The 22,057-nt window shown below is 69.9% G+C and carries 21 protein-coding genes; 11 read left to right on the top strand and 10 right to left on the bottom strand.

From position 1 onward, the window contains the following. Nucleotides 1–11 precede the first annotated feature (11 nt). The 4 genes from ACU6XJ_RS20390 to ACU6XJ_RS20405 form a co-directional block, all read right to left on the bottom strand. On the bottom strand, nucleotides 12–503 hold the full coding sequence (locus tag ACU6XJ_RS20390) for an SRPBCC family protein (RefSeq protein WP_476318541.1): 492 nt from the start codon (nucleotides 501–503) through the stop codon (nucleotides 12–14). 11 nt (nucleotides 504–514) lie between these two features. Beyond that, nucleotides 515–1,687, bottom strand: coding sequence for an epoxide hydrolase family protein (locus ACU6XJ_RS20395; protein WP_476314162.1), 1,173 nt, complete (start codon nucleotides 1,685–1,687; stop codon nucleotides 515–517). A gap of 89 nt (nucleotides 1,688–1,776) precedes the next feature. Next, nucleotides 1,777–2,667 (bottom strand): helix-turn-helix domain-containing protein, encoded by an 891-nt coding sequence (locus ACU6XJ_RS20400; protein WP_476314164.1) that lies wholly within the window; start codon nucleotides 2,665–2,667, stop codon nucleotides 1,777–1,779. A gap of 36 nt (nucleotides 2,668–2,703) precedes the next feature. Continuing rightward, nucleotides 2,704–3,501: an SDR family NAD(P)-dependent oxidoreductase gene (locus ACU6XJ_RS20405; RefSeq protein ID WP_476314166.1), complete on the bottom strand. Its 798-nt coding sequence runs from the start codon at nucleotides 3,499–3,501 to the stop codon at nucleotides 2,704–2,706. Between the two features lie 230 nt (nucleotides 3,502–3,731). On the opposite strand from ACU6XJ_RS20405, the gene ACU6XJ_RS20410 reads away from it, so the two are divergent. Beyond that, a complete protein-coding gene (locus tag ACU6XJ_RS20410) occupies nucleotides 3,732–4,418 on the top strand; it encodes a DUF899 domain-containing protein (RefSeq protein WP_476314168.1) in 687 nt (228 codons plus the stop codon). An 18-nt stretch (nucleotides 4,419–4,436) separates the two neighbouring features. Here ACU6XJ_RS20410 and ACU6XJ_RS20415 read toward each other — a convergent pair whose 3' ends face one another. Further along, nucleotides 4,437–5,369 (bottom strand): DUF5996 family protein, encoded by a 933-nt coding sequence (locus tag ACU6XJ_RS20415; RefSeq protein WP_476314170.1) that lies wholly within the window; start codon nucleotides 5,367–5,369, stop codon nucleotides 4,437–4,439. Nucleotides 5,370–5,525: 156 nt separating this feature from the next. On the opposite strand from ACU6XJ_RS20415, the gene ACU6XJ_RS20420 reads away from it, so the two are divergent. Continuing rightward, nucleotides 5,526–6,116 carry a TetR/AcrR family transcriptional regulator gene (locus ACU6XJ_RS20420; RefSeq protein ID WP_476314172.1) on the top strand — a complete coding sequence of 197 codons (591 nt, stop codon included), beginning with the start codon at nucleotides 5,526–5,528 and terminating at the stop codon, nucleotides 6,114–6,116. Beyond that, on the top strand, nucleotides 6,113–7,303 hold the full coding sequence (locus tag ACU6XJ_RS20425) for an FAD-dependent monooxygenase (RefSeq protein WP_476314174.1): 1,191 nt from the start codon (nucleotides 6,113–6,115) through the stop codon (nucleotides 7,301–7,303). The genes ACU6XJ_RS20420 and ACU6XJ_RS20425 overlap by 4 nt, the downstream gene beginning before the upstream one ends. Nucleotides 7,304–7,378: 75 nt before the next feature. Here the strand turns inward: ACU6XJ_RS20425 and ACU6XJ_RS20430 are convergent, their stop codons facing one another. Beyond that, nucleotides 7,379–7,981, bottom strand: a complete 603-nt coding sequence (locus tag ACU6XJ_RS20430; RefSeq protein WP_476314176.1) for a TetR/AcrR family transcriptional regulator — start codon at nucleotides 7,979–7,981, stop codon at nucleotides 7,379–7,381. Between the two features lie 119 nt (nucleotides 7,982–8,100). On the opposite strand from ACU6XJ_RS20430, the gene ACU6XJ_RS20435 reads away from it, so the two are divergent. Genes ACU6XJ_RS20435 through ACU6XJ_RS20445 form a run of 3 tightly spaced genes read left to right on the top strand, consistent with a single transcriptional unit; the run spans nucleotide 8,101 to nucleotide 11,316 of the window. Then, complete coding sequence (locus ACU6XJ_RS20435) at nucleotides 8,101–8,979, top strand: patatin-like phospholipase family protein (RefSeq protein WP_476314177.1); 879 nt, start codon at nucleotides 8,101–8,103, stop codon at nucleotides 8,977–8,979. Further along, nucleotides 8,972–10,456 carry a flavin-containing monooxygenase gene (locus ACU6XJ_RS20440; RefSeq protein WP_476314179.1) on the top strand — a complete coding sequence of 495 codons (1,485 nt, stop codon included), beginning with the start codon at nucleotides 8,972–8,974 and terminating at the stop codon, nucleotides 10,454–10,456. The genes ACU6XJ_RS20435 and ACU6XJ_RS20440 overlap by 8 nt, the downstream gene beginning before the upstream one ends. An 11-nt stretch (nucleotides 10,457–10,467) precedes the next feature. Beyond that, nucleotides 10,468–11,316 (top strand): SDR family oxidoreductase, encoded by an 849-nt coding sequence (locus tag ACU6XJ_RS20445; protein WP_476314181.1) that lies wholly within the window; start codon nucleotides 10,468–10,470, stop codon nucleotides 11,314–11,316. Here the strand turns inward: ACU6XJ_RS20445 and ACU6XJ_RS20450 are convergent, their stop codons facing one another. Then, the gene (locus tag ACU6XJ_RS20450) at nucleotides 11,317–12,153 is read right to left on the bottom strand and encodes a ParA family protein (protein ID WP_476314183.1); all 837 of its coding nucleotides are present in this window, start codon (nucleotides 12,151–12,153) and stop codon (nucleotides 11,317–11,319) included. Between the two features lie 136 nt (nucleotides 12,154–12,289). Between ACU6XJ_RS20450 and ACU6XJ_RS20455 the strand changes: the two genes are divergently transcribed. Next, nucleotides 12,290–13,015 (top strand): class I SAM-dependent methyltransferase, encoded by a 726-nt coding sequence (locus ACU6XJ_RS20455; RefSeq protein ID WP_476314185.1) that lies wholly within the window; start codon nucleotides 12,290–12,292, stop codon nucleotides 13,013–13,015. A 295-nt stretch (nucleotides 13,016–13,310) separates the two neighbouring features. Further along, the gene (locus tag ACU6XJ_RS20460; RefSeq protein WP_476314187.1) at nucleotides 13,311–13,697 is read left to right on the top strand and encodes a DUF3040 domain-containing protein; all 387 of its coding nucleotides are present in this window, start codon (nucleotides 13,311–13,313) and stop codon (nucleotides 13,695–13,697) included. A gap of 541 nt (nucleotides 13,698–14,238) precedes the next feature. Here the strand turns inward: ACU6XJ_RS20460 and ACU6XJ_RS20465 are convergent. Genes ACU6XJ_RS20465 through ACU6XJ_RS20475 form a run of 3 tightly spaced genes read right to left on the bottom strand, consistent with a single transcriptional unit; the run spans nucleotide 14,239 to nucleotide 19,105 of the window. Continuing rightward, the gene (locus ACU6XJ_RS20465; protein ID WP_476314189.1) at nucleotides 14,239–16,758 is read right to left on the bottom strand and encodes a transglutaminase TgpA family protein; all 2,520 of its coding nucleotides are present in this window, start codon (nucleotides 16,756–16,758) and stop codon (nucleotides 14,239–14,241) included. Then, nucleotides 16,755–18,011 carry a DUF58 domain-containing protein gene (locus ACU6XJ_RS20470; RefSeq protein WP_476314191.1) on the bottom strand — a complete coding sequence of 419 codons (1,257 nt, stop codon included), beginning with the start codon at nucleotides 18,009–18,011 and terminating at the stop codon, nucleotides 16,755–16,757. The genes ACU6XJ_RS20465 and ACU6XJ_RS20470 overlap by 4 nt, the downstream gene beginning before the upstream one ends. Further along, nucleotides 18,011–19,105 carry an AAA family ATPase gene (locus ACU6XJ_RS20475; protein ID WP_476314193.1) on the bottom strand — a complete coding sequence of 365 codons (1,095 nt, stop codon included), beginning with the start codon at nucleotides 19,103–19,105 and terminating at the stop codon, nucleotides 18,011–18,013. Before ACU6XJ_RS20475 ends, ACU6XJ_RS20470 begins: the two co-directional genes overlap by 1 nt. A gap of 559 nt (nucleotides 19,106–19,664) precedes the next feature. Between ACU6XJ_RS20475 and mraZ the strand changes: the two genes are divergently transcribed. The 3 genes from mraZ to ftsL all read left to right on the top strand — a co-directional run bounded on the left by mraZ (nucleotide 19,665) and on the right by ftsL (nucleotide 21,977). After that, nucleotides 19,665–20,096, top strand: a complete 432-nt coding sequence (gene mraZ / locus ACU6XJ_RS20480) for a division/cell wall cluster transcriptional repressor MraZ (protein ID WP_476314195.1) — start codon at nucleotides 19,665–19,667, stop codon at nucleotides 20,094–20,096. Between the two features lie 262 nt (nucleotides 20,097–20,358). Beyond that, complete coding sequence (rsmH, locus tag ACU6XJ_RS20485; RefSeq protein ID WP_476314197.1) at nucleotides 20,359–21,324, top strand: 16S rRNA (cytosine(1402)-N(4))-methyltransferase RsmH; 966 nt, start codon at nucleotides 20,359–20,361, stop codon at nucleotides 21,322–21,324. Then, complete coding sequence (gene ftsL / locus ACU6XJ_RS20490; protein WP_476314199.1) at nucleotides 21,321–21,977, top strand: cell division protein FtsL; 657 nt, start codon at nucleotides 21,321–21,323, stop codon at nucleotides 21,975–21,977. Before rsmH ends, ftsL begins: the two co-directional genes overlap by 4 nt. Nucleotides 21,978–22,057 lie beyond the last annotated feature (80 nt).

Here is a 22,057-nt window from a genome sequence, read left to right on the forward strand (position 1 = left end):
TGACACGCTGATCACGGATGGTTTCTCCCGCTCTCGTCACCACCCTCGCGGCGGGTAGAGGACGCGTCCAGGTGGGCTGCGTGTTCGGCCAGTCCGATGGCCATGGACTGCATGAAGCGGCGGAGGTAAGGCTGGAGGAACCAGCGCATCCCCCAACGGGCCGAGTACGTGCCGTACCAGCGGATCCGTGTTCCGCCGCCGGGCAGTTCGCGCAGTTCGACAGCGGCCCGGTAGTCGGTCATGTGCGGGATCTCCGCGCCCTCATAGGCGAACCGTCGTTCCGGCTCCAGGGCGATGATCCGCTCCTTGGTGACGACCTTCCCGGTGCGGAACGCGCGAACCGCGCCGACACCGTCTCGGCCATCGGGGGAGAGGCCCTCCGACTGCCCGGTTTCCAGCGCGTCGACACGTGACCAGGTCGGCCAGCTACGCGGGTCGAGCAGCAGTGTCCACACGGTCGAGGGTGGTGCCGTGGACTCGGCGGTGACGTCGAAGGACTGCATGTCGGGCTTCCTCACGCTGTTCGGGTTGGTTGGGTTGTCGTCCTGCCGCGCACATCGCGGAAGGCGTCTCTGATCTCGGACACGAGAAGGGCGGGCTGCTCCAGACCGGGGAAGTGGCCGCCGTGGTCCAGCACGTTCCAGGTGCGGAGGTCCTGGTAGCGCCGTCGCGCCCAGCGGAAGGCGGTCGGCCAGGGATCGGCGGGGAACAGCGAGCAGAAGGTGGGGACGGTCACCGGCTGCGCGTTCTCCTCCTCCGCGCTGCGTGGCACCCACCTCATCGCCTCCCAGTACCACCGGGCGGTGGAGGCGCCGGTGCCGGTCAGCCAGTACAGCGCGATGTTGTCGATCTGCCGCGACACGCTCACCCCGCCACCGTCGGCGTAGGCGGTGAACTTCTCCCCGAGCCACGCGGCCAGGCCCGCGGGCGAGTCGAGCAGGGAGTAGCCGAGCGTCTGCGGGCGCGTGCCCATCAGCATCCCGAAGCCGTAGCCGTCCGCCAGGTGCAGGTCACGACGGGCTAGCATGCGCTGCTCGGCCCGACTCGGTGCGGCCCGGTCCGCGGGCAGGGGCGACGCCTGCGGCGTCGTCAGGTGCAGGCCCGCGACGCGCTGTGGGGCAAGCCGCGCCAGTTCGGTGCTCACGTGGGCACCCCAGTCCCCGCCGTGCGCCCCGAAACGCGGGTAACCGAGCACGGTCATCAGTTCGGCCCACGCCCGGGCGGTTCGGCCGGGGTGCCAGCCCGGCTCGCGTGGCCGGTCACTGAACCCGAACCCCGGCAGCGCGGGCACGACCACATGGAAGGCATCGCGTGCGGAACCGCCGTGCGCGACCGGATCACTGAGCGGCCCGAGCACGTCCTCGAACTCCAGCACCGAGCCCGGCCAGCCGTGTGTCAACAGCAGCGGCAGCGCCGTCGGCTCCGGTGAACGGACGTGCCAGAACGCGATGCCCAATCCGTCGAGACACATCCGGTAGTGCGGAATCCGGTTCCATCGGACCTCCAGCGCCCGCCAGTCGTGCCGTCGCCACGCGTCGAGCAAGATGGCGAGCTGCCATAGTTCGATTCCTTGCGTCGCGTCCGGCACCGTCTCGGGCTCGGGAAGCCGGACCCGGTCCAGCCGAGCACGCAGATCGGCCAAGTCGGATTCGGGGACGGAAATGGCGAAGGGCTCGACTTCAGGCACCGTCGCCTCGGCCCGTGGAGCCGTCGGTCATGGCTGAACGCTAGGACGGACGTCTTCGCCACCCAACGCGTGGAATTGCGCTGTGCCGGTCAGGAATTGCGGTAGATCGAGGGGCGTTCACCGGTGTGCCGCAGGAAGGCGGCCGAAAGGGCGCCGGGACTGGCGAAGCCACACCGCAGCGCGATCTGGGCGATCACCAGGTCGGTGTCACGCAGCAGCCGTTTCGCCTCTTCGATCCGGAGTCGGGTGAGGAACCGGTGCGGTGTCTGCCCGGTCGCGTCCCTGAACACCCGGAGGAGGTGGTAGACGGACAGGTGCACCTCGCGGGCGATGTCGGCCAGCGTGATCGGCTCGGCCAGCCGCTCGCGCATGATCGCGACGGCCGCGCGCACCCGGGCGTCCTCCCGTGCCGGCGGCCGAACAGCCCGCAGTCGCCCATGACGGGTGAGCAGGTGCGTGGTGAGGAAGGCGGCGGCGGACTCGGCGTACAGATCGCCCGCCGCGCCAGGGAAACCCACCGCTCGGACGGCCTCCTCGAGCAGACGGTCTCCCGCGGCCATGGACGCGGCCATGGCCTCGTAGTCCACGACGCCGCCGCCCAGTTGCGTCGTGACCGAGTCGACGGTGTCGCGTGGGATGTGTACCTGCACGCTCCGCATCGACTCGTCTCCGCGGTACCGGCGGAGGGCAGGCCGATGCGGGATGTTCAGCTGGACCCGACCCGGGACCCAGGGGTCGCGAACCGCCCGGCCACCGTCGCTCGTCTCCATCTCCGCCCGCCCGGAGACCGGTAGCACCAGATGCAGATCCGCCGTGCCGGGCAATTCCATGTCCTCGGCGACCGGGACGTGCTCGAACCGCTGAACGAGCAGCGACCGCCAGCCCGCGTGCTCCCAGCTGCAGAACGTCCGCCGAACGTAGCGATCCATGTCGAAACCCACATAGGGCTGGAGATCGAAACGAACGGAGTCGAACACCATGACCGCGAGGCTACCGGCGGAGAGTGAAGGCGGTGATCAGAGCGCGGTGTAGCCGCCATCGATGGTGAGGATGCTGCCGCTGGCCCATGCTGCGTCACCGGAGGCCAGGAACACCGCGGCCTTGGCCACATCCCCGGCGTCGCCAAGGTCCGGCCACGGGGTGGTGCTGTGCAGAAGCTGGTTCAGTTCCGGGTCGTCGATGAGCGGGCGGAGCATCGCGGTGTGCAGGAAGCCGGGACATACGGCGTTGATGTTGATTCGCTCGGTGGAGAAGTCGACAGCGAGTTGTCGGGTCAGGTTCACCACGGCGCCCTTGGCGGTGCAGTAGGCGGGTGCCAGCGGCAGTCCGACCAGGCCTCCGGTCGAGGCGATGTTGACGATCCGGCCGCGGGTGCCGTCGATGATGTCCTGGCCGCGCATCTGGGTGATGGCGGATTTGCAGCCGAGCCACACGCTCTTGCAGTTGATGAGCATGATGCGGTCGAACTCCTCCTCGGTCTCCTCGACGATGGTGTGCGGGGCGTTCAAGACGCCCGCGTTGTTCACCATGACGTCGAGCCGCCCGAACGCCTGGACCGCACGGTCGACAACAGCCTGGACGTCGGCGGCCTTGCTCGCGTCGGCGTCGAGGTACTCGGCGGTCCCTCCATTGGCCCGGATCACCTCGTCGGTGTCCTGGTCGGCGTCGGCCTCATAGCCGCCGTCCCGGGCGGACCTGCGGATGTCGGAGCAGACGACGTTGGCACCCTCCGCGGCCAAGGCCAGGGCGATGGCACGACCGTTGCCGGAGCTTGAGCCGGTGACGGCAGCCGTCTGTCCCTTCAGGCGAGCCATGGCGTGTCCTTTCTCCGTGCCATGTCGACATGGCACTGCGGGTGGAGTGGCCCGAACGTAGGCGACCGGCCCGGCCGCAGGACATGCGCCGGATTGCCGATGACCGATCAGATCCTGCGGTACACCGGAGGCCTGCCCGGAAAGCCGGCCGCGATGAGTTTTCGGCCCAAACCGAGTCCACACATAGGCACAAGACCTGGTGGCCCGACCGAATCCAGCGAGGAGCACCAATGAGCACCAACGCAGTACCGCCTGTGGTGGACGCCGACACATGGCAGCGTGAACTCGACGCGCTGCGGCAACGGGAGAAGGCCGCGACCCGAGAGCTTGACGCCATCGCCGCTGCGCGCCGCCGTCTGCCGATGGTCAGGATGCCCGACTACACCCTCGAGGGTGAGGAGGGAACTGTTCGGCTTGTGGACGTCTTTGGCGACAAGGCACAACTGATCGTCTACAACCACATGTGGTTCCCCGGCCAGCAGTGGCAGTGCCCGGGCTGCACCGGGTACACCTCGCAGTTCAATCGGTTGAACTTCCTGGAGAACTACGACGCCCGATTCGTCATCGTCACCCAAGGCCCGATCGACGAGGCGCTCGCCTACAAACGGCGGGTTGGGAACACGATGACCTGGTACTCCACCGCGAACAGTGCGTTCGGCACCGACGTCGGCGCACCCCCTGGCGAAGGATTCGCCCTCAACGTGTTCCTCCGCGACGGTGACACCGTGTACCGCACCTGGCACACCAGCGGCCGCGGCGTTGAACAGTTGAGTCACACGTTCGCGCTTGTCGACGTGTTGCCGTACGGGCGGCGGGAGCAGTGGCAGAACTCGCCCGAGGGATGGCCACGCGAGCCTGTATACAGCCGGTGGCCCAGCTCTGAAGACATCGCCGCGCGGTACGGATCGGACACGTGACGAGGCTTGTTTCGGGCGTCAGGTTCGTAGTTGGGGGTCGGTGATGCCGCCGGGGGAGGCGACTTCGTTGATTTTCCAGCCTGCTCGGCGGGCGCCTGCCTGGTAGGCGGTGTTGAAGAAGGAGAGGACGGCGGCGCGCGGGTCGGGTTCGGAACGGCCTTGGTCGTAGCGGAGGAGTGCCATGTGGCTGGCGCCGCTGGGGGACCAGGTGGCCTCGGCGGGGTGCAGGGGCTCCTCGGTCAGGCCCTCGGGTTCGGGGGCGGTGTAGGAGTAGAAGGCAGGCTCTTCGAAGTTGGCGTCGCCGAACCAGAAGCCGAAGCTGACCACTTCGCGGGAGTAGGCCTCGCGGGTTACGGGGTCGGCTCCTGGCAGATCGATTTCGCGCGGGGAGAAGCGGGTGTAGGCCAGGTCGAAGCTGTGCCAGAAGAGGTGTACCGGGCTCGCTTTGCCCGCGAAGTCCGCGGCGAACTCCTCCATCACCAGATTCACCTGCGACAGGACCTGCCAGGCGCGGGTCATCCAGATCGGGTCGTAGGCGGCGTGGTCGGTGTCCTCGGCGAAGGGCGGGAACTTCTCCGGCAGCCCGAACGGAGTCGGGTGGGCGATGTCGACCTTGACGCCCAACGCCTCCAGCGCGTCGAGGAGTGCGCGGTGGAAGGTGGCGACCGAGTGGCCGGGTAGCGGGAACGATGTCGAGCGGCCGTCCACGGTGGAGACGATGAGGCGGTGGTCGACGAAGTCGAAGTCCACCGTGAAGATCGGGTTGCCGTCGATCAGCCCCATCGGACGGGAGGTGATACCCCGGCCGGTCAGGTGGAAGGCCACGTTCCACCAGTGGTTGCGGCGGGGACTCGCCGCCAACTTGATCTTGCCCACCACCTGGCAGAACAGGTGCACTGTCGTCTTGGTGTCACGCCACTGTGCGAAGGGGATCGCCGGAAACAGTTCCATGGCGCCAGCGTTCCCGGCCTGCCGGGAACCGGCCACGTCAGACCGCGCCTGACACCCTTTTGGTCTAGCGGTGATCGCTCCGGGGCAACAAGCTCGGCCGACCTGTATTGTCAACGTTGGGCAGATGCCCAAGGCGATTGCCCAAGTGGAGGTCGGATGGACTCGGGGACAGCGGCGGCGCGGGGGCGGGAGGTGCGGCAGCGACTGCTTGCCGCCGCGGCCGAGTTGATCGCGGAGCAGGGCTGGGGTGGGGTCAGCACGCGGATGCTGGCCGACCGGGCGGGGCTCTCGCCGGGGCTGGTGCACTACCACTTCTCGTCGCTTCAGGCGCTGCTCAGGGAAGCGGCGCTGAACGCGATGGGTGCGCTGCTGGACGACCTGGAACCGCTGCTGGAGCAGGCGGCGGACGCGGCGGAGGCGGTGGATCTGATGCTCGGTTCGCTGGAGCGGTACACGGGGCAGGACCCCACGTCCCTGCTGTTCGCCGAGACGTACCTGGCCGCGACCCGGGACGAGGAGTTGCGTGCCGCGGTCGGTGGGCTGCTGGATGGTGTGCGCTCGCGGTTGGCCGCCTGGTTGCGCACGCGACGGGTGCCCGAGCCGGAGGCGAGTGCTGCGGTGCTGGCCGCGGCTGTCGACGGCATGCTGCTCCACCGCGGCCTGCGCCCTCCGGGCGAACCGGCGCTTCCGTCGCGGGCTCTCGCCTCAGTGCTGCATCGCATGGTTGGGGAAGGGGAACGCCGATGAAGGCCGTGATCTGCGGCGCGGGTATCGCGGGGTTGGCGCTGGCTCAGCGGTTGGACCGTCTTGGCTGGGCCGTCGTCGTGTTGGAGAAGGCGGCTGGTCCGCGACGGCAGGGCTACATGATCGACTTCTTCGGGGCGGGATACGACGCGGCCGAGGCCATGGGCGTGTTGCCTCGACTCGGCGAACTCGGCTACCGGGTGGAGGAGGCCGCGTATCTGGACGAGCGGGGTAGAAGGCGGGCGGGGCTGAGCTATCGGGATTTCGCCGGGACCGTGCAGGGCCGGTTGCTCAGCATCATGCGACCGGACCTCGAATCGGTATTGCGGGAAAGCCTCTCCGCCCGGGTCGACCTGCGGTTCGGTGTCAGCTTCAGCGAACTGGACGACCGTGAAGACGGAGTCCGCGTGACGCTCACCGACGGCAGCGTGCTGGACGCCGACCTGTTCGTCGGAGCGGACGGCATCCACTCCGCCGTCCGCGCCGCGGTGTTCGGCGAGGAGAGCGGCTTCTTCCGCTATCTCGGCTTCCACACCGCGGCGTTCACATTCACCGACCCGGAAATCCACCGCAAGGTCCAGGGCCGCTTCTGTTTGACCGACACCGTCGACCAGCAACTCGGTTTCTATGCGCTGCGCGATGGGCGGGTCGCGGTGTTCGCGGTGCACCGCACTCCGGATCAGACCCGGCCCGAAGATGTCCGGGCGGCGTTGCGTCGGGAATACGGCTCTCTGGGGTGGATCGCGCCGCGCGCTCTGGCGCAGTGCCCACCGCCCGCGGAGATCTTCTACGACCAGGTGGCGCAGATCGTGATGCCGCGCTGGAGCAACGGGCGAGTGGTACTGATCGGCGACGCGGCCTACGCGGTGTCCCTGCTGGCAGGCCAAGGGGCGTCGCTGGCCATCGCGGGGGCCTATGTGCTGGCCGACCGACTGGCCGGGTTGGACTCCATCGACGAGGCGCTGGGGGAGTACGAGCGGATCTGGCGGCCGGTCGTCGCCGAGAAGCAGCAGGCCGCGCGCAACGGGGTGCGCTGGTTCCTCCCGTCGTCCGGCACCGACCGTAGGCTGCGCCGCCTTGCCTTGAGGCTCGCCGTGTTGCCGGGCGTCGACCGGTTGATCGGCAACGCACTGATCGGCAAACCGACGGCCGTCGTCGGCGCACTCACCGCGGAACGCAACGCGCGCTGAGGCGAAGCCACCACTGCGAGCCCGACGGCCACCGCCATCAATGTCCCCATGCCTTGGACACGGGCACGGCGCGGTTCAGGTTGCACGGTGGGGAGCCTGGGCGAGCAGGCGGATCAGTTCGGGCAGCACCGACACCGAGATCGTCGGGTCGATGGCGCGTTGCACGCCAAGGCCGATGCCCAGGCTGAGCAGGGCCGTGGCCAGGTCCTCCGCGGGCATCGGCAGTTCGACACCCACCTGGTCGGCGCCCTCGGCGAGCAGGGCGGCCAAGGCGGCCCTGATCAGGGCGCTGCGCTCGGCCAGCGCGGCCTTCAGTTGGGGGTCGCGGCGGATGTTGGTGGCGAACTCGACCTCCAGCGCCGTCCACTCCTCGTCGCCGATCGTGGACTCCGCCCAGACCCGGAACGCCTCGAGGCGTTCGTCCAAGGTGCCCGCCCCGCCGACCGCCTCGGTGATCTGACCGGCACGTTCGCTGTGGATCCGGTCCAGCACGGCCAGGCACAGCTCGTCCTTGTTGCGGAAGTTGGAGTAGACCGCGCCCTTGGAGAACCCCGCCTCGTCGGCGACCTTCTCCAACGAGGTCGAGGAGTAGCCATCCCGCAGGAACAGCTGTTTGGCCGTGTCGACCAGTCGTTCCCTGGTCTGGGCCTGGCTTTCGGCCCTGGACAGTCGTGCCATCACAGACCTCCCTCCCATCAAGATACCGATGGTTTCCAGATACCGTGTTATGACCCCTATCGCGGCCACTCGGATACCGTTAGTTTCTGAGTACGTCAAGTATCCAGTGTGGAGGGTGCATGAGTGTTCGTCGTGGGCTTGTCCTCGGTTGCGGGGGCACGCTCGGCGCGGCCTGGATGATCGGCGCCCTCGTCGCGCTGGAGGAGCGGCTCGGCTGGGACGCCCGAACCGCCGCCGCGCTGGTCGGCACCTCGGCCGGGGCCGAGTTCGTCACCATGTTGGGCAGCGGGGTCAGCGTCGGCGAGATCCGGGACGCCGCGATCGGCAAGCGGGCTTGCCCGGAGTTGATCAGGCACTTCGCCTCTCCGCCGCGAAGTCTTCCGCCGCTGGTGCCGGGCCTGCCGGGCTCCCCGGCGTTGGCCCTGCGGGGGCTGCGGCGCACGGTCTCGCCGCTGACGGCGTTGTGCGGTGCGCTGCCACTGGGCACCGACGACGCGAGTTGGCTGGGCCGGCTGGCCGACGAACTCGCGGTGGGGGAATGGCTGGCCCACCCGCTCGCCTGGCTGGTCGCCGCCGACTACCGCACCGGCGCCAGGGTGGCCTTCGGCGCACCCGGCGCCCCGAAGGCGACGCCGTCGCAGGCACTGCGCGCCTCGTGGGCGATTCCCGGCTGGTTTCCGCCGGTGGAGATCGCGGGGCGGCGGTACGCCGACGGCGGCATCGTCTCGCCCACCTCGGCGGATCTGCTCCTGCCACTGGAACTGGACGAGGTCGTGATCGTCGCGCCGATGGCGGGCTACTCGTTCATGCGCCGCCGCGTCGACGCCGAGTCGGCCGCGCTGCGCCGAGCGGGTGTCCGGGTCCAGCAGGTCCTGCCGGGGCGGCGGGATCTCGCCGCGATGGGACTGAACCCGATGGACGCGCGCAGGCGGCTGCACGTGCTCGAAACGTCGTTGCGGACCAGCCGGCACCCCGAGAAGGAGTCACAGCATGGCTGAACAGCGGGAATTCGAGGTTGTGGTGGTCGGTGCCGGTGCGTCCGGCATCGGCGCCGCGATCAAGTTACGCCAGTTGGGCATCACCTCCTTCGCCGTGCTGGAGAAGGCAGACGACCTCGGAGGCACCTGGCGGGACAACACCTACCCCGGCTGCGCCTGTGACGTTCCATCCGCGCTGTACTCCTTTTCCTTTGCGCCGAACCCCGACTGGACGCGGGCCTTCGCCGGGCAGCGCGAGATCCGCCGCTACCTCGACGACGTCGCCCGCCGCTACGACGTCGTCCCGCACATCCACTTCGCCACCGAACTGCGCCGCGCCGAGTGGACCGGCGGCGGCTGGGAACTCGACACCAGCCGCGGCACCTACCGCGCCAAGGTGGTCATCGCCGCGGCGGGCCCGTGGCACCAGCCCGCGATCCCCGACCTGCCCGGATTGGACGGCTTCACCGGGGAGGTGTTCCACTCCGCCCGCTGGAACCACGACTACGACCTGGCGGGCAAGCGGGTCGCGGTGGTCGGAACGGGCGCCTCCGCGGTGCAGTTCGTGCCCGCGATCCAGCGGACGGTCGGCAGGCTGCACCTGTTCCAGCGCACCGCTCAGTGGGTGCTGCCCAAACCCGACCACTACGTGCCGAAACTGGAGCGTTGGATCCTGCGGAACGTGCCCGGCGCGCAGCGGCTGCTGCGGGCCGCCGAGTACGCCGGGCTGGAGGCGCTCGGCGTCGGCTTCCGCAACCCGTGGATCCTCCGCCTCGTGCAGCGCATCGGGCTGCTGCACCTCCGGCTGTCGGTGAAGGACCGCAAGCTCCGCAAAGCCCTCACTCCGGACTACACGCTCGGCTGCAAACGCCTGCTCATGTCCAACACCTACTACCGCTCGCTGACCAGGCCCAATGTGGACGTGCACGCCACCGCGGTCGCCGAGATCAGCGGCAACACGGTGATCGGCGCCGACGGCTCACGATCCGAGGTGGACGCGATCATCTTCGGCACCGGGTTCCACATCCTCGACATGCCGATCGCCGAGAAGGTCTTCGGAGCCGACGGGCGCAGCCTCGCCCAGCACTGGCAGGGCAGCCCGGAGGCCTACCTCGGCAGCGTGGTCGCGGGCTTCCCCAACGCGTTCCTGCTGCTCGGACCCAGCCTCGGCACCGGGCACTCCTCGGCCTTCGCCATCCTGGAGAGCCAACTCGCCTACGCCATGGCCGCGATCAAGGCCATGCGCGAGCAGGGCTGGGAAACGATGGACGTGCGGCGCGATGTCCAGGAGGCCTACGTCGCCGACGTGCAGCTTGCCCTGCCGCGCACCGTCTACAACTCCGGTGGCTGCGCCAGCTACTACCTCGACGCCAACGGCCGCAACAGCTTCAGCTGGCCGTGGTCGACGGGACGGATGCGACGGCGACTCACCACCTTCGATGCAGGTGCCTTCACCGTGAGCCGATCCGTGCCGATAACGACCACAGCTGCGAAGTGAGGAGACACGGGATGCGTTATCCCAAGATCGACACCAACGGTGCGGTTGTGGTGGTGACCGGGGCGGCGCGTGGAATCGGCCGGGCCACCGCCGCCGCGTTCGCCGCGCAGGGCGCCACGGTGTGTCTGGGGGACCTGGACGAGCCGCTCGCCGTGGAGGCCGCCGCGAGGCTGGGCGGGCACGGCTTCGCCGTCGACGTCACGTCGCGGGAGTCCTTCGCGGCCTTCCTCGACGCGGTGGTGGCCCGCTGCGGGCCGATCGACGTGCTGGTCAACAACGCGGGGGTGATGCCACTCGGCGGGTTCGTCGAGGAAAGCGACGCGCTGAGCCGCACCACGATCGACGTCAACGTGTGGGGATTGATCCACGGCATGCGGCTGGCGCTGCCCGCCATGATCCAGCGCGGCCGCGGGCATATCGTCAACATCGCCTCGATGGCAGGCAAGGTGCCGATCCCCGGCATGGCCGTCTACAACGCCAGCAAGTTCGCCGCCGTCGGGCTCAGCGCCGCGGTCCGCGCCGAGTACGCCGAATCCGGTGTGTCGGTGAGCGCCGTGCTGCCCGGCGTCGTCCGCACCGCCCTGGCCTCCGGGGTGTCACACAAGGGGCTGCCCACCGTGGACCCCGAGGACATCGCCGCCGCTGTCGTGCGCAGCGTCCGCACCAGGAAGGCGGCGATCACCGTGCCCGCGCACCTGGCCGGGTGGGATCTGCTGAGCGCGCTCACGCCTGAGCCTGTGATGCGGTGGTTCTGGAAGCGGCTGGACGGTAACCGTGCTCTCACCGGCATCGACGCCTCGGCGCGGGCCGACTACGAGCGTCGAATCGCTGATCAGGCCGATCGGCACGGAGCCTCTTAGTCAGGCCTCGGCGGTGGAGGGCTCCGGCTCGTCGGCGACCCGGCGCCTTCCCCGCGACGACCGCAGGACGCGGGCCAGCACCAGGTTGAAGGCCAGCGCGACCTCGCGTGCGCCCGGCGTGCCCCACTGGTGGATGGGCATGCAGGCGCCCTGAGCCTGCTGCACGGCAAGCCGATCGGGCAGCGCCACCGGCATCACCAGCGGCCCGAAGATCTCCCGCAACTCGGCGATCCGGAACTGGTGCTCATGCGACCGGGGCCGAACCCGGTTCACCACCACACCCAGCGGCTGAAGCTCGGCGTTGTGCGCCTCGCGTTCGTTCTGCACGGCCTCGAAGGCCCGTTGCACGCCCGACACCGCGAACATCGTGGGCTCGGTGACCAGCAGGGCCCGGTCGGCGGCGACCAGCGCGGAACGGGTCAGCTGGCCGAGCGAGGGTGGGCAGTCGAGCAGCACCAACTGGTAGGGCATATCCCCGTCCTCCACCAACTCGTCCAAGTTGGACAGAGCGCGGGACAGCCGGGAGAGGCGCTTGGTGCCCGGCTCGGGATGGTTGTGCATCTCGGTCTCTTCCGAGCCGACCAGCACATCGATGTCCTCGCCCCACGCACTGGGCGCGACGGCCTCGGCCAGCACGGAACGCTTGGGGTCGTCCAGGACGTCGGCCAGCGTGGCCTTGGTCTCGCCCGGGTCCAGGGTGGAGGTGGCATTGCATTGGGGATCGAGATCCACCACGAGCGTGCGCATGCCGCGCCGGAGAGCCGCGGAGGCAAGACCCAACGCGACCGTTGTTTTTCCGACTCCACCCTTGAGACTCAAGACCGCCACCGTATGCACGCCACGCAGCCTACGGTCTTGACAACATCAGTGCCGCTGGTGGTTCTCCGATCGGCGGATGTGATGTTTGTTTCCGCCCTGGTCGGCGTAGTGGCCCGGCCAATCGGGGTGGTCGGTGGACACTAGGCTTCCCACCATGCGAACCGATGCCGTGCACCGGGTGCTTGACGCCGAACTCGCCGCCGCGCGCGAGCGCCGCGGTGGCGCCGCCCCTCGGGTGCTCGATGTCGGCGGCGGCAGCGGTGTCTGGGCGGTGCCGTTCGCGGCCGCGGGCTGTGCGGTGACCGTCGTCGAACCCAGCCCCAACGCGCTGGCCGCCCTCCAGCGCCGAGCAACCGACGCCGGGGTCGGCCGACTGGTCACGGCCATCCAGGGCGACTCGGACGCCTTGGACGAGCTTGTGGAGCCCGCGGGTGCGGACCTGGTGCTGGCGCACGGGGTGCTCGAGGTGGTCGACGACGTGGACTCCGCGGTCGCGGGACTGGCCAAGGCGACCGCCGCGGGCGGGGCGATCTCGCTGCTGGTGGCAAATCGTTATGCGGCGGTTCTGGCCCGCGCGATGGTGGGACGGCTGGGGGAGGCCCGCCAGCTTCTCGAGGACGCCGAGGGCAGGCCGCCGACCGCGAGCGACACCCTGCTGCGGCGGTTCGACAGCGAGCGGCTGACCGCGTTGCTGACCGCGTCGGGTCTGGTCGTCGAGGTTTTGCAGGGTTACGGCGTGCTTACCGACCTGGTGCCGGGATCGGTGCTGGAGAACAACCCCAACGCGACCGAGGCCTTGGCCGAGTTGGAGCTCGCGGCTGCCAACCGGCCGCCGCTGCGGGACATCGCGGCGCGGCTGCATGTGCTTGCGCGACGCTGAGTTCCCGCCTGAAGTGCCGGTGGAGTGGCGGTAGGGTCGGTTGCGCTACTGTTATGGTGAATTTTGATCAACATCGCGGGGGTGTTGATCGCTCAACAGGGATGTGACTGGGGATACAGCTACTCCGAGCGGATGACTGCGGATAACGCCGGTGGATCAGGTGGCGGGATCGGGTAGTCGATCCAAGCTCAGGATCGTATCCTCAATAGTGACGCCCCAGCTGTGGGGCGCCCGCCGGGACCGGCGGTAACAGCGTGCACCCGGCGCCCGCCACAGCTGTGCCGGAGGAGGAGCTATGCCACTCTCCGAGCACGAGCAGAGACTGCTCGAGCAGATTGAGCGCGCGTTGTACGCGGAGGATCCGAAGTTCGCGTCCTCCGTGCGTGGCGGTCGGCTGCGCCGGCCGTCTCGACGGCGCCGGCTGCAAGGCGGTTTCCTGTTCGCGGTCGGCCTTGTGCTGCTGGTTGCGGGCATCGCGTTGCCCTTCAAACCGGCAGGCGTTCCCGTCGTGAGTGTGATCGGCTTCCTGATCATGTTCGGCGGGGCGCTGCTCATGCTGGCCACCATTGGACGCAAGGGCCAAGCCGAAGCCGAGTCCGATGCCGATGCCAGCGCACCGCGGCGAAGTTCGCTCGCCCAACGTATGGAGGAGCGCTTCCGCCGCCGCTTCGAAGACTCCTAGCCGCGATGTGTTGACACCTCGCCCGCCGAGGTGAGGCTTAGGGCGCAAGCCGGGTGTCAACACATCGCCATCGGTGGTCGCCCGTCCAGGTGCTGGACGGGCTTGCTGTCATGAGCACGCCGGCGCATGCGGACACCTGATAGCCCTCCGCCGGGTGCATTCCTCGCAGCGGTCAGCCCACCACGGCCTTGGCCGTTCTGCGTGCGCCCGGTTCTGCGTCCGCCGGTTCGGAGTATGCCGAACTGTCGGACATCTCGGCTACTGTGGATCATGGGGGCTTCTGCCCGCCCGCTTTTGTTGGGGACACCCCCCACATCGAACATACGAGCGATCGACCTGTGCGTCTGGTTCGACACGCCCTATTTCCGGCTAGGCGTTGGGCGGCGGGTCTGTATGGACGGCTCCCGCGCCAGCAGGCAAGCATCGGATGGCCGATGCAGCTTCAGTTTCACCGGTCTGGCGGAACGGCGGCGCTGTTTCATCCCCCGAGCCAGGAGGTCTCCGGAGAAGGGGCTTCCGCATCCGCCGAAGCCGCCCGGGGCTACCGGACGCCTGCGGGTTCCGGGTTCGGTGCGGTCCAGGCGCCTCGGGGCGGCTGGTAGACCGAGCGGGGCAGCAGCCGCTGCTGCCAGGACAGCGGGCGGGCGCGGTGCATGCCTGCCAGAACCGCCGCCAGGGCGGTCGCCAGGCGGGGTCCGTCGGTGCCGCGGCTGCCGCTGTACCAGGACTGCTCCAGCAACTCGACCAGATCGCGCAGCCCCGCGGTGCCCTCGGCGTCCAAAGACAGCTCCTTGGCCAGCCTGCGGGCGCTCACCCTGGCCGTCGCCGTGTCCACAGAGTGCACATCGCGATCCGCCGCCTCCGCGAGGAGCTCACGCCAGGCCGCGTCGGTGGCGGCCGCGCCGCCCCCGTGCACGATCCGCAGCCGGTGACGACGCAGCAGCTCACGCAGGCCGAACGGCAGCGCCGCTGCCGCCGCGGCGGCCAACAACACCGTCACCGCCCACCACAACACCGCGGCACCCCCGCCGACCATGAGGAACAGGCCGAGCAGCAGCAGCGCGCCGCCCGCCGCGAGCAGCGCCGTCATCAGGGTCCGCTGGGTGGGTGGACGGGGCAGCAGGATGCCCGCGGCCTCGCCGACCAGGCTGTCCTGGCCGTCGCCGCGTCGTCGCCTGATCAGCAGGCCCGCCGTCAGCAGCAGCGCCGCCAGCACCAGGACCGGCAGGGCGGGCAGCGCGACCGCCAGGGACTTGGCGATCACCGGCGTGTCCCCGCCAGCGCCCGGTCCGCCGCCGGGAGTCTCCTGGCCGGGGGCCTGACCGGGGACGGTCGGCGTGGACGGAGTCGGTCCGCCCGGCTGCTCGGTGGGCGTCACGGCCGACGGGTTCGCCGACGCGCCGGGCTGGGCGCTGACATACGGCGGCACCGCGGCCCGGCCGGTGATCCCCGGCGTCGGATCGAAGGTGGTCCAGCCGAAGCCGGGGAACCACGCCTCCACCCAGGCGTGGGTGTCGTTCGTGGTGATCACGCGCGCATCGCCCTGCGGGTAGCCGCTGGTGTACCCCACGGCGACCCTGGCGGGCACGCCCGCGGCGCGCAGCAGCACCGCCATCGAGGAGGCGTACTGCTCGCAGAAACCGGTCTTGCCGTTGAGCAGGAAGTCCACCAGCGGATCCTCGGCGCCGCCCGGTTTGGTCTTCAGCTCGTACCGGAAGCCGTTGGCGGAGTCGTGGAAGTAGTTGTTCAGCGCCACCGCCTTGTCGAACGGTGTGCGGGCCCGCGAAGTCAGCCGCTGCGACAACTCCACCACCCGCGGGTGCACGCCCTCGGTGTCCAGGTACGCCCGGTCCACCGCCAAGGCGCCCGCCGCGTTGCGCAGTTGCGCGGCGGTGGGGGTGGGGATCAGCGTCTGCTCGACGTAGCGCTGCGCCTGGGTGCCGCTCGGGGTGAACACCGTCATCGCGGCGTTGTCGTAGCGCATGTCCTCCGGAAGCTGCTCCAGCGTCAGCGGAACCCCGAAGGTGGGCACCCACGGGCCCATGTAGTTCAGCCGCTCGATCTCGATGGTCAGCCGCTTGCCCTCGGCGGTGGAGCTCACGCCCGGCGGCATCGGCAGCGTCTCGTTGGTGCTGACGCCCTCGGTGATGCCCTCGTTCTTCCAGCCCTCGCCCGCCTGGTAGCGGCGCAGTGTCAGCGCCCGCAGATACACATCGCCAGGGGCGCCCTTGATGCGGAACAGGTCCACCGGCTCGTCGCGGTCCAGTTGGCCGCGCAGCGAGGTGAACGGGTTGACGTCGTAGCCGTCCTTGGACTCGGAGTTCTCGAAGATGTCCGGCAGCCTGCCGTCGGTGCCGACGAAGGTCAGCACCGCGCCGGTGAACAGCGACACCACCAGCGCCGAGCCCATCAGCGCCGCGGCGGGCGTGGCGTTCGCTCTGGTCGCGGCCTGCCTGCGGCCCTGCCAGCCGAGGAGTTTGCTGCGGTCGTCGGCGGCCAGCAGCACCGCGAAACCGGCCGCGCCGAACACGAAGGCCCACCACGGCAGCAGCTCGTCGACCAGCGACGCCGGCACGGCGAACACGCTGAGCAGCACCAGGCCGCAGGCCGCGGGAGCCCGGCCCGTCACGGCGAGCGTGTCGGCCAGCACCGCCACCAGCCCGATGCCCAAAGTGGACAGACAGGCGATGGCGACGGTGTCCTTCACCGGGGCGGTGCTGGTCTGGGTCTGGCCGATCGCCTGCACCAGCAGGTCGGCCAGGTTGTGCAGCCCGGCCGGGCCGGGCAGGCTCGCCCAGCCGCTGCCGAAGGTCATGGTGAGCAGCAACAACAGAATCCCGAACTGCCCGCAGGAGACCAGCAGATGCGGGACCCGGGCGCGGCGCAGCAGGTAGCCGGTGGTGGCAACCACCAGCACCGCGAACAGCGCGGAGGCGAACCAGCGGGCGCCGTCGATCACGCTGGTCATCGCGGTGGTCGTGCCGAGTACCGCGATCACGGTGGCCCCGCCCAGAGTCAGCAGGTCCCTGGGGTGGTGGGCGTGCGGGCGGAAGCCTGTCATGACGCGTGCTCCATGCTGCCGAGGCGCCCGCACAGCCGGTTCCACACCAGCTGCATGGGATCGGCCGGTCGCGCGATCACCACCTGCCAGCCCGCGGCCCGCAGGATCGCCGCCGCAGCGGCCGGATCGGGGCTGCGGTCGCCGTCGGACTCGGCCCAGGCGGAGACGTCGAGCAGGACCGCGGAACTGGCCATGCCGCTGGGCCGCAGGCGCAGCAACTCGCCGACCGCGGTGGTGGTGGAGGCGCCGAGCACGGCGACGATGGCGTGACCGATCGCGAGTTCGGTGCCGATGCCTAGCTCACGGCGGTGCGAGGTGCCGAGTCCCGCCAGCGAGTCCAGCATCAGCTCCTCGCCCTGTAACGCCGTCTCACCGTCGGACAGGCCCGCCAGCGGGCGGCCGTCCTCGGTGATCAACCGCACCGAATGGCCCTGGCGCAGCAGGTGCAGGCCGATGCTGGCGACCATCGACACCGCCCACTCGAAGCTGGCCGCGGGACCGGTGCCCCGGTGCGCGTCGACCCTGGTGTCCAGCAGCAGCGTCGCCCCGGCCCGCCAGGGCTGTTCCTCCAGCCGCACCATGAGCTCGTCGCGGCGCGCGGTGGTCTTCCAGTGCACGCGGCGCAGGTCGTCGCCGCTGCGGTAGCCGCGGACCATCACGTCGTACTCGCCCTGACCCGAACGCAGCGCCGAGGAGCCCTCCGAACCGGCGGCCAGGCCCGAGCCGGGCGGCAGGCCGGTCAGCGACACCGTCCTCGGCACCACCACCAGCCGCGAGTAGCCCGCCAGCTCGCGGTCGAACTCCGCCAGCCCGAACGGGTCGCCCACCCTGGCCCGCAGCGGGCCGACCCGGTGGATGCCGCGGGCCGAGGGCGCGAGGTCGTAGGAGATGGCGCCGACCGCGCTGCGCGGAAGCTGTTCCACCAGCATGCGGGGCCGCTCGCCGAGGGCGTAGGGGACGTTGTCCTCCAGCAGCAGCTCCGCGAACGGCAGCGTGCCCAGCGTGCGCAGCTCCAGCCGCACCGCGGCCTTGGTGCCCACCGGAACCCGCGGCGGCCGCAGCTCGCGGTGCGCGCGCAGGCCCACCCTGACCCGTTTGGCCAGGTACGCCGACAGCAGCGGCAGTGCGACGATGAACGCGGCGACCCGCAGCAGATCCCGCTCGTCCAGGACGATCGCGCATAAAACGGCGGCCAGCCCGGCGGCCAGCAGGCAGCGTCCCCGCGTGGTCAGCCCGGACACCAGGTCGCCCATCAGTGCCCCGGCGCGCTTCCGTTGGGATAGGCGCCGTAGCCCGCGGGATAGCCGTTGTGCATCCCGCTGTACTGCTGGTTCGGGTGGCTCGGCGGACCGGGGTCGCGGCCCGCGCCATGCGGCACCGGCACCCGGTGCACGACCGCGCGCACCAGGTCCTGCGGGGAGCGGCGGGCGGCCAGCGACTCGCCGGTCAGCACCAGCCGGTGCGCCAGCACGGGCACCGCAACGGCCTGGATGTCGTCGGGCACCACGTAGTCGCGGCCCGACAGCGCCGCCTGCGCCCTGGCCGCGCGTACCAGGTGCAGCGTCGCCCGCGGTGAGGCGCCCAGCCGCAATTCGGGCAGCCTGCGGGTGGCCGAGCACAGCTCCACGGCGTAGCGGCGCACCTCGGTCGCGATGTGCACCCGCCGCACGGTGAGGATCAGCTCGTGGATCTGCGCCGCGTCGGAAACGGGGCGCAGGTCGCCCATCGGATCGTGGCCCGCGTGCTCGTCGACCATCATGAGCTCGGCGGAGGCGTCCGGGTAGCCGATCGACAGGCGCGCGGTGAAGCGGTCCCGCTGCGCCTCGGGAAGGGCGTAGGTGCCCTCCATCTCGATGGGGTTCTGGGTGGCGATCACCACGAACGGGTCCTGTAGCCGGTAGGCCTTGCCGTCGATGGTGACCTGCCGCTCCTCCATGCACTCCAGCAGCGCCGACTGGGTCTTGGGCGAGGCCCGGTTGATCTCGTCGCCGACCACGATGTTGGCGAACACCGGGCCGGGGCGGAACTCGAACAGCCCGGACTGCCGGTTGAAGATGGACACGCCGGTGATGTCGCTCGGCATCAGGTCGGGCGTGAACTGGATGCGGCTGACCGAGCAGTCGATGGACCTGGCCAGCGCCTTGGCCAGCGAGGTCTTGCCGACGCCCGGCACGTCCTCGACCAGCAGGTGGCCCTCGGCCAGCAGCGTGATCAACGCGATCCGCACCACCTCGGGCTTGCCGACCAACACCCGCTCGACATTGCCCGCGATGCGGCCGATCACCTCGTGCAGGTGTGAGATCTGCGCGCCGGTCGGGCCGGCCTGACGCGAGTCGGTGTCCCCCATGGCCGTGACGGTGTCAGGTGCACCGGGCCGGTGTCCACGAGCGTGAAACTCTGCGCTGTCGCTCATGGACGCCTCCTGACGCGTGTCACGCGACCTCCTGCGGTGGTTGACGCTCACCAAAGTATGTCGGGGCCTTCTGGGGGCGCAGGTGCCCCCGGTTCGGGGCGGCGATGCGGTGAGCGTGACATGCAGTCTGTCAAAACAAGGCGAAGTACCCCAGGGCGGACTCCGCCCGAGGCCCTTTCCCCACCGTCCCCACTTCACCCCACAACCGCCGACGATACGGCCTGATGCAGGTATCCAGGGCCGTTTTCGGCATCCGTTTGGCGGGTTGACGGCCCCGTCGGATGGCCTGGATGCGCCACCGGCCACGGCACGCCCCCCACCCGACACCACATCGAGACCAGGGCCTCTACCAGGTAAAACACTGCGCGATCGGTGGAATCCTAGTGCTAGAACCCGTTGACAGTGGTGAAAAGTGGGGTACGGTGGCGGGCAGTGGGGCAGACGGGGGCTCCATGACCGATTCGAACGTCGAGTCGGGGGAGGTGGTGAGGCCATGTTTCTCGGCACCCACACCCCCAGGCTGGACGACAAAGGGCGGTTGACGCTGCCTGCGAAGTTCCGCGACGCACTGGCGGGGGGCTTGATGGTCACCAAGGGACAGGACCACTGCCTCTACGTCTTCCCGCGCGCGGAGTTCGAGGAGATGGCCCGCAAGGTGTCCGAGGCTTCCTTCACCAACGCCTCGGTTCGTGCCTTCCAGCGCTATCTCTTCGCGGGAACGGACGAGCAGCGGCCGGACGGACAGGGCCGCATCCCGATCGCTCCCGAACTTCGCCGCTACGCGAGCCTGAACAAGGACTGCGTGGTGATCGGCGCGATCAACCGGTTGGAGATCTGGGACGCGGAGGCGTGGAACCGCTACCTGGACGAGCACGAGGACAGCTACGCGGAGGCGCGAGAGGAGGTTCTGCCTGGTCTGTTCTGAGGACCGGATTGGGGGATCCGGGTGCCGTGAGGCCTCGGCCCGCAAGCCATCTAGAACTCCTGGCACACCTTCCCCGGTGCCAGGCCTGGAAGGCGGGCTGGGACCTGGTGGCACGAAACGCTTGTCGATTTATCGACTTGTCGACAAGCCGCCACGGAACAGACAGGACACGGCGTTTGGTGACCAGAACTCCGCGGAAGGGGAGCTTCCGGCGGAGTTCTGGCCGCTGAACCGAAGAACGTCGCGGAGGGAGGGGGCAGCCATGGCCGAGCCGCGTCACGTACCGGTACTGCTTGATCGCATCTGTGAGCTGCTCGCTCCGGCGCTGAGCGACCACCCGGCGATCGCCGTCGACGCCACCCTGGGGCTCGGCGGGCACACCGAGGCATTGCTGAGCACCCATCCCGAGCTCACCGTGATCGGGCTGGACCGCGACCAGCAGGCGCTGAAACTCGCGGGGGAGCGGCTGGCCCCCTTCGGCGAGCGCGCGAAGCTGGTGCACGCCGTCTACGACGAACTTCCCGACGTGCTGGCGGGCCTGGACATTCCCGAGGTGGACGCGATCCTGTTCGACCTCGGCGTGTCCTCGCTGCAACTGGACGCCGCGGACCGCGGCTTCGCCTACGCCCAGGACGCCCCGCTGGACATGCGGATGGACGCCAGCCGCGGCATCACCGCCGCCGAGGTGCTCAACACCTATTCGCATGGCGACCTCGCCCGCATCCTGCGCGAGTACGGCGAGGAGCGCTTCGCCGCGCGCATCGCCTCCTCGGTGGTGCGGGAGCGGGAGAAAGAGCCGTTCACCACCAGCGCCCGGCTGGTCCAGCTGCTCTACGACTCGGTGCCCGCGGCATCGCGCCGCACCGGCGGCCACCCGGCCAAACGCACCTTCCAGGCGCTGCGCATCGAGGTCAACGGCGAATTGTCGGTGCTGCGCAACGCCATACCCGCGGCGGTGGACGCGTTGGCGCTGGACGGCCGGATCGCCGTGATGGCCTACCAGTCCCTTGAGGACCGCATGGTCAAGCGTGAGCTGACCGCCCGGTCCACCTCGACCTCACCCGAAGGGCTCCCGGTGGAACTGCCGGGACACGAACCGGAACTGAAGTTGCTGACCAGAGGCGCCGAGCAGGCGAGTGAGCAGGAGATCGCGGCCAACCCGAGAGCCGCGTCGGTGCGACTGCGCGCCGCGCAACGCATCAACCGAGCCAGGGAGGTATCGCGATGACCGCACCAGCCCGTGTTGCGAGCCCGACGCGTACCGCGCCGAGGTATCGGAAGCCCGTCATCGGCCTTGACCGCGTGGAACCCGTTGGCCGCCCGCGCACCTCGGAGCCCGGCACCCGACAGCGATCCGCCGCCGCCGAACGCGCCTACGCCCGCCGCGCCCAGCGCACCCGTCCGCATCCCGAGCAGCGCACGGGCGCACCGAAGGCGCCGTTCGTGGTGCTGGTGATGACCCTGCTGACCACCGGCCTGATCGCCACCCTGTGGCTGTCCACCGCGGCCGCGGGCGACTCCTACCGGCTGCAGGGCGTCCAGGACGACATCAGCAACCTCTCCGACGGCAACGCGGAGCTGCTGCGCGAGGTCGAGCGGCAGGAGGCGCCCGCGGAGCTGGCCAAGCGCGCCAGGGACCTCGGTCTGGTGCCGGTGAAGGACGCCCCGCGCCTGGTCGTCAACCCGGACGGCAGCACCACGCTGGTCGGCAACCCCTCGCCCGCCGCGGCCCCGGCACCGCCCGCCTCGACGGGCCAGCCCGCTCCACCCACCCAGCAGCAGCCGCCGCCCGCGGAACAGCCGGTCCCGCCGGAGGCCCAGGCCGCACAGGGTGACACCGCCACCGGCCCGCTGCCGCAGGCGGCACCGGGAGGCGGCTGATGCCACCACCGCCACGAGGCCGCCACCCCGCGGTCCCCAGGCGTCGACCGGTCGAGGTGCGCGGAGTCCGCGCACCTCGA

This window comes from Actinorectispora metalli (genome assembly GCF_056323685.1).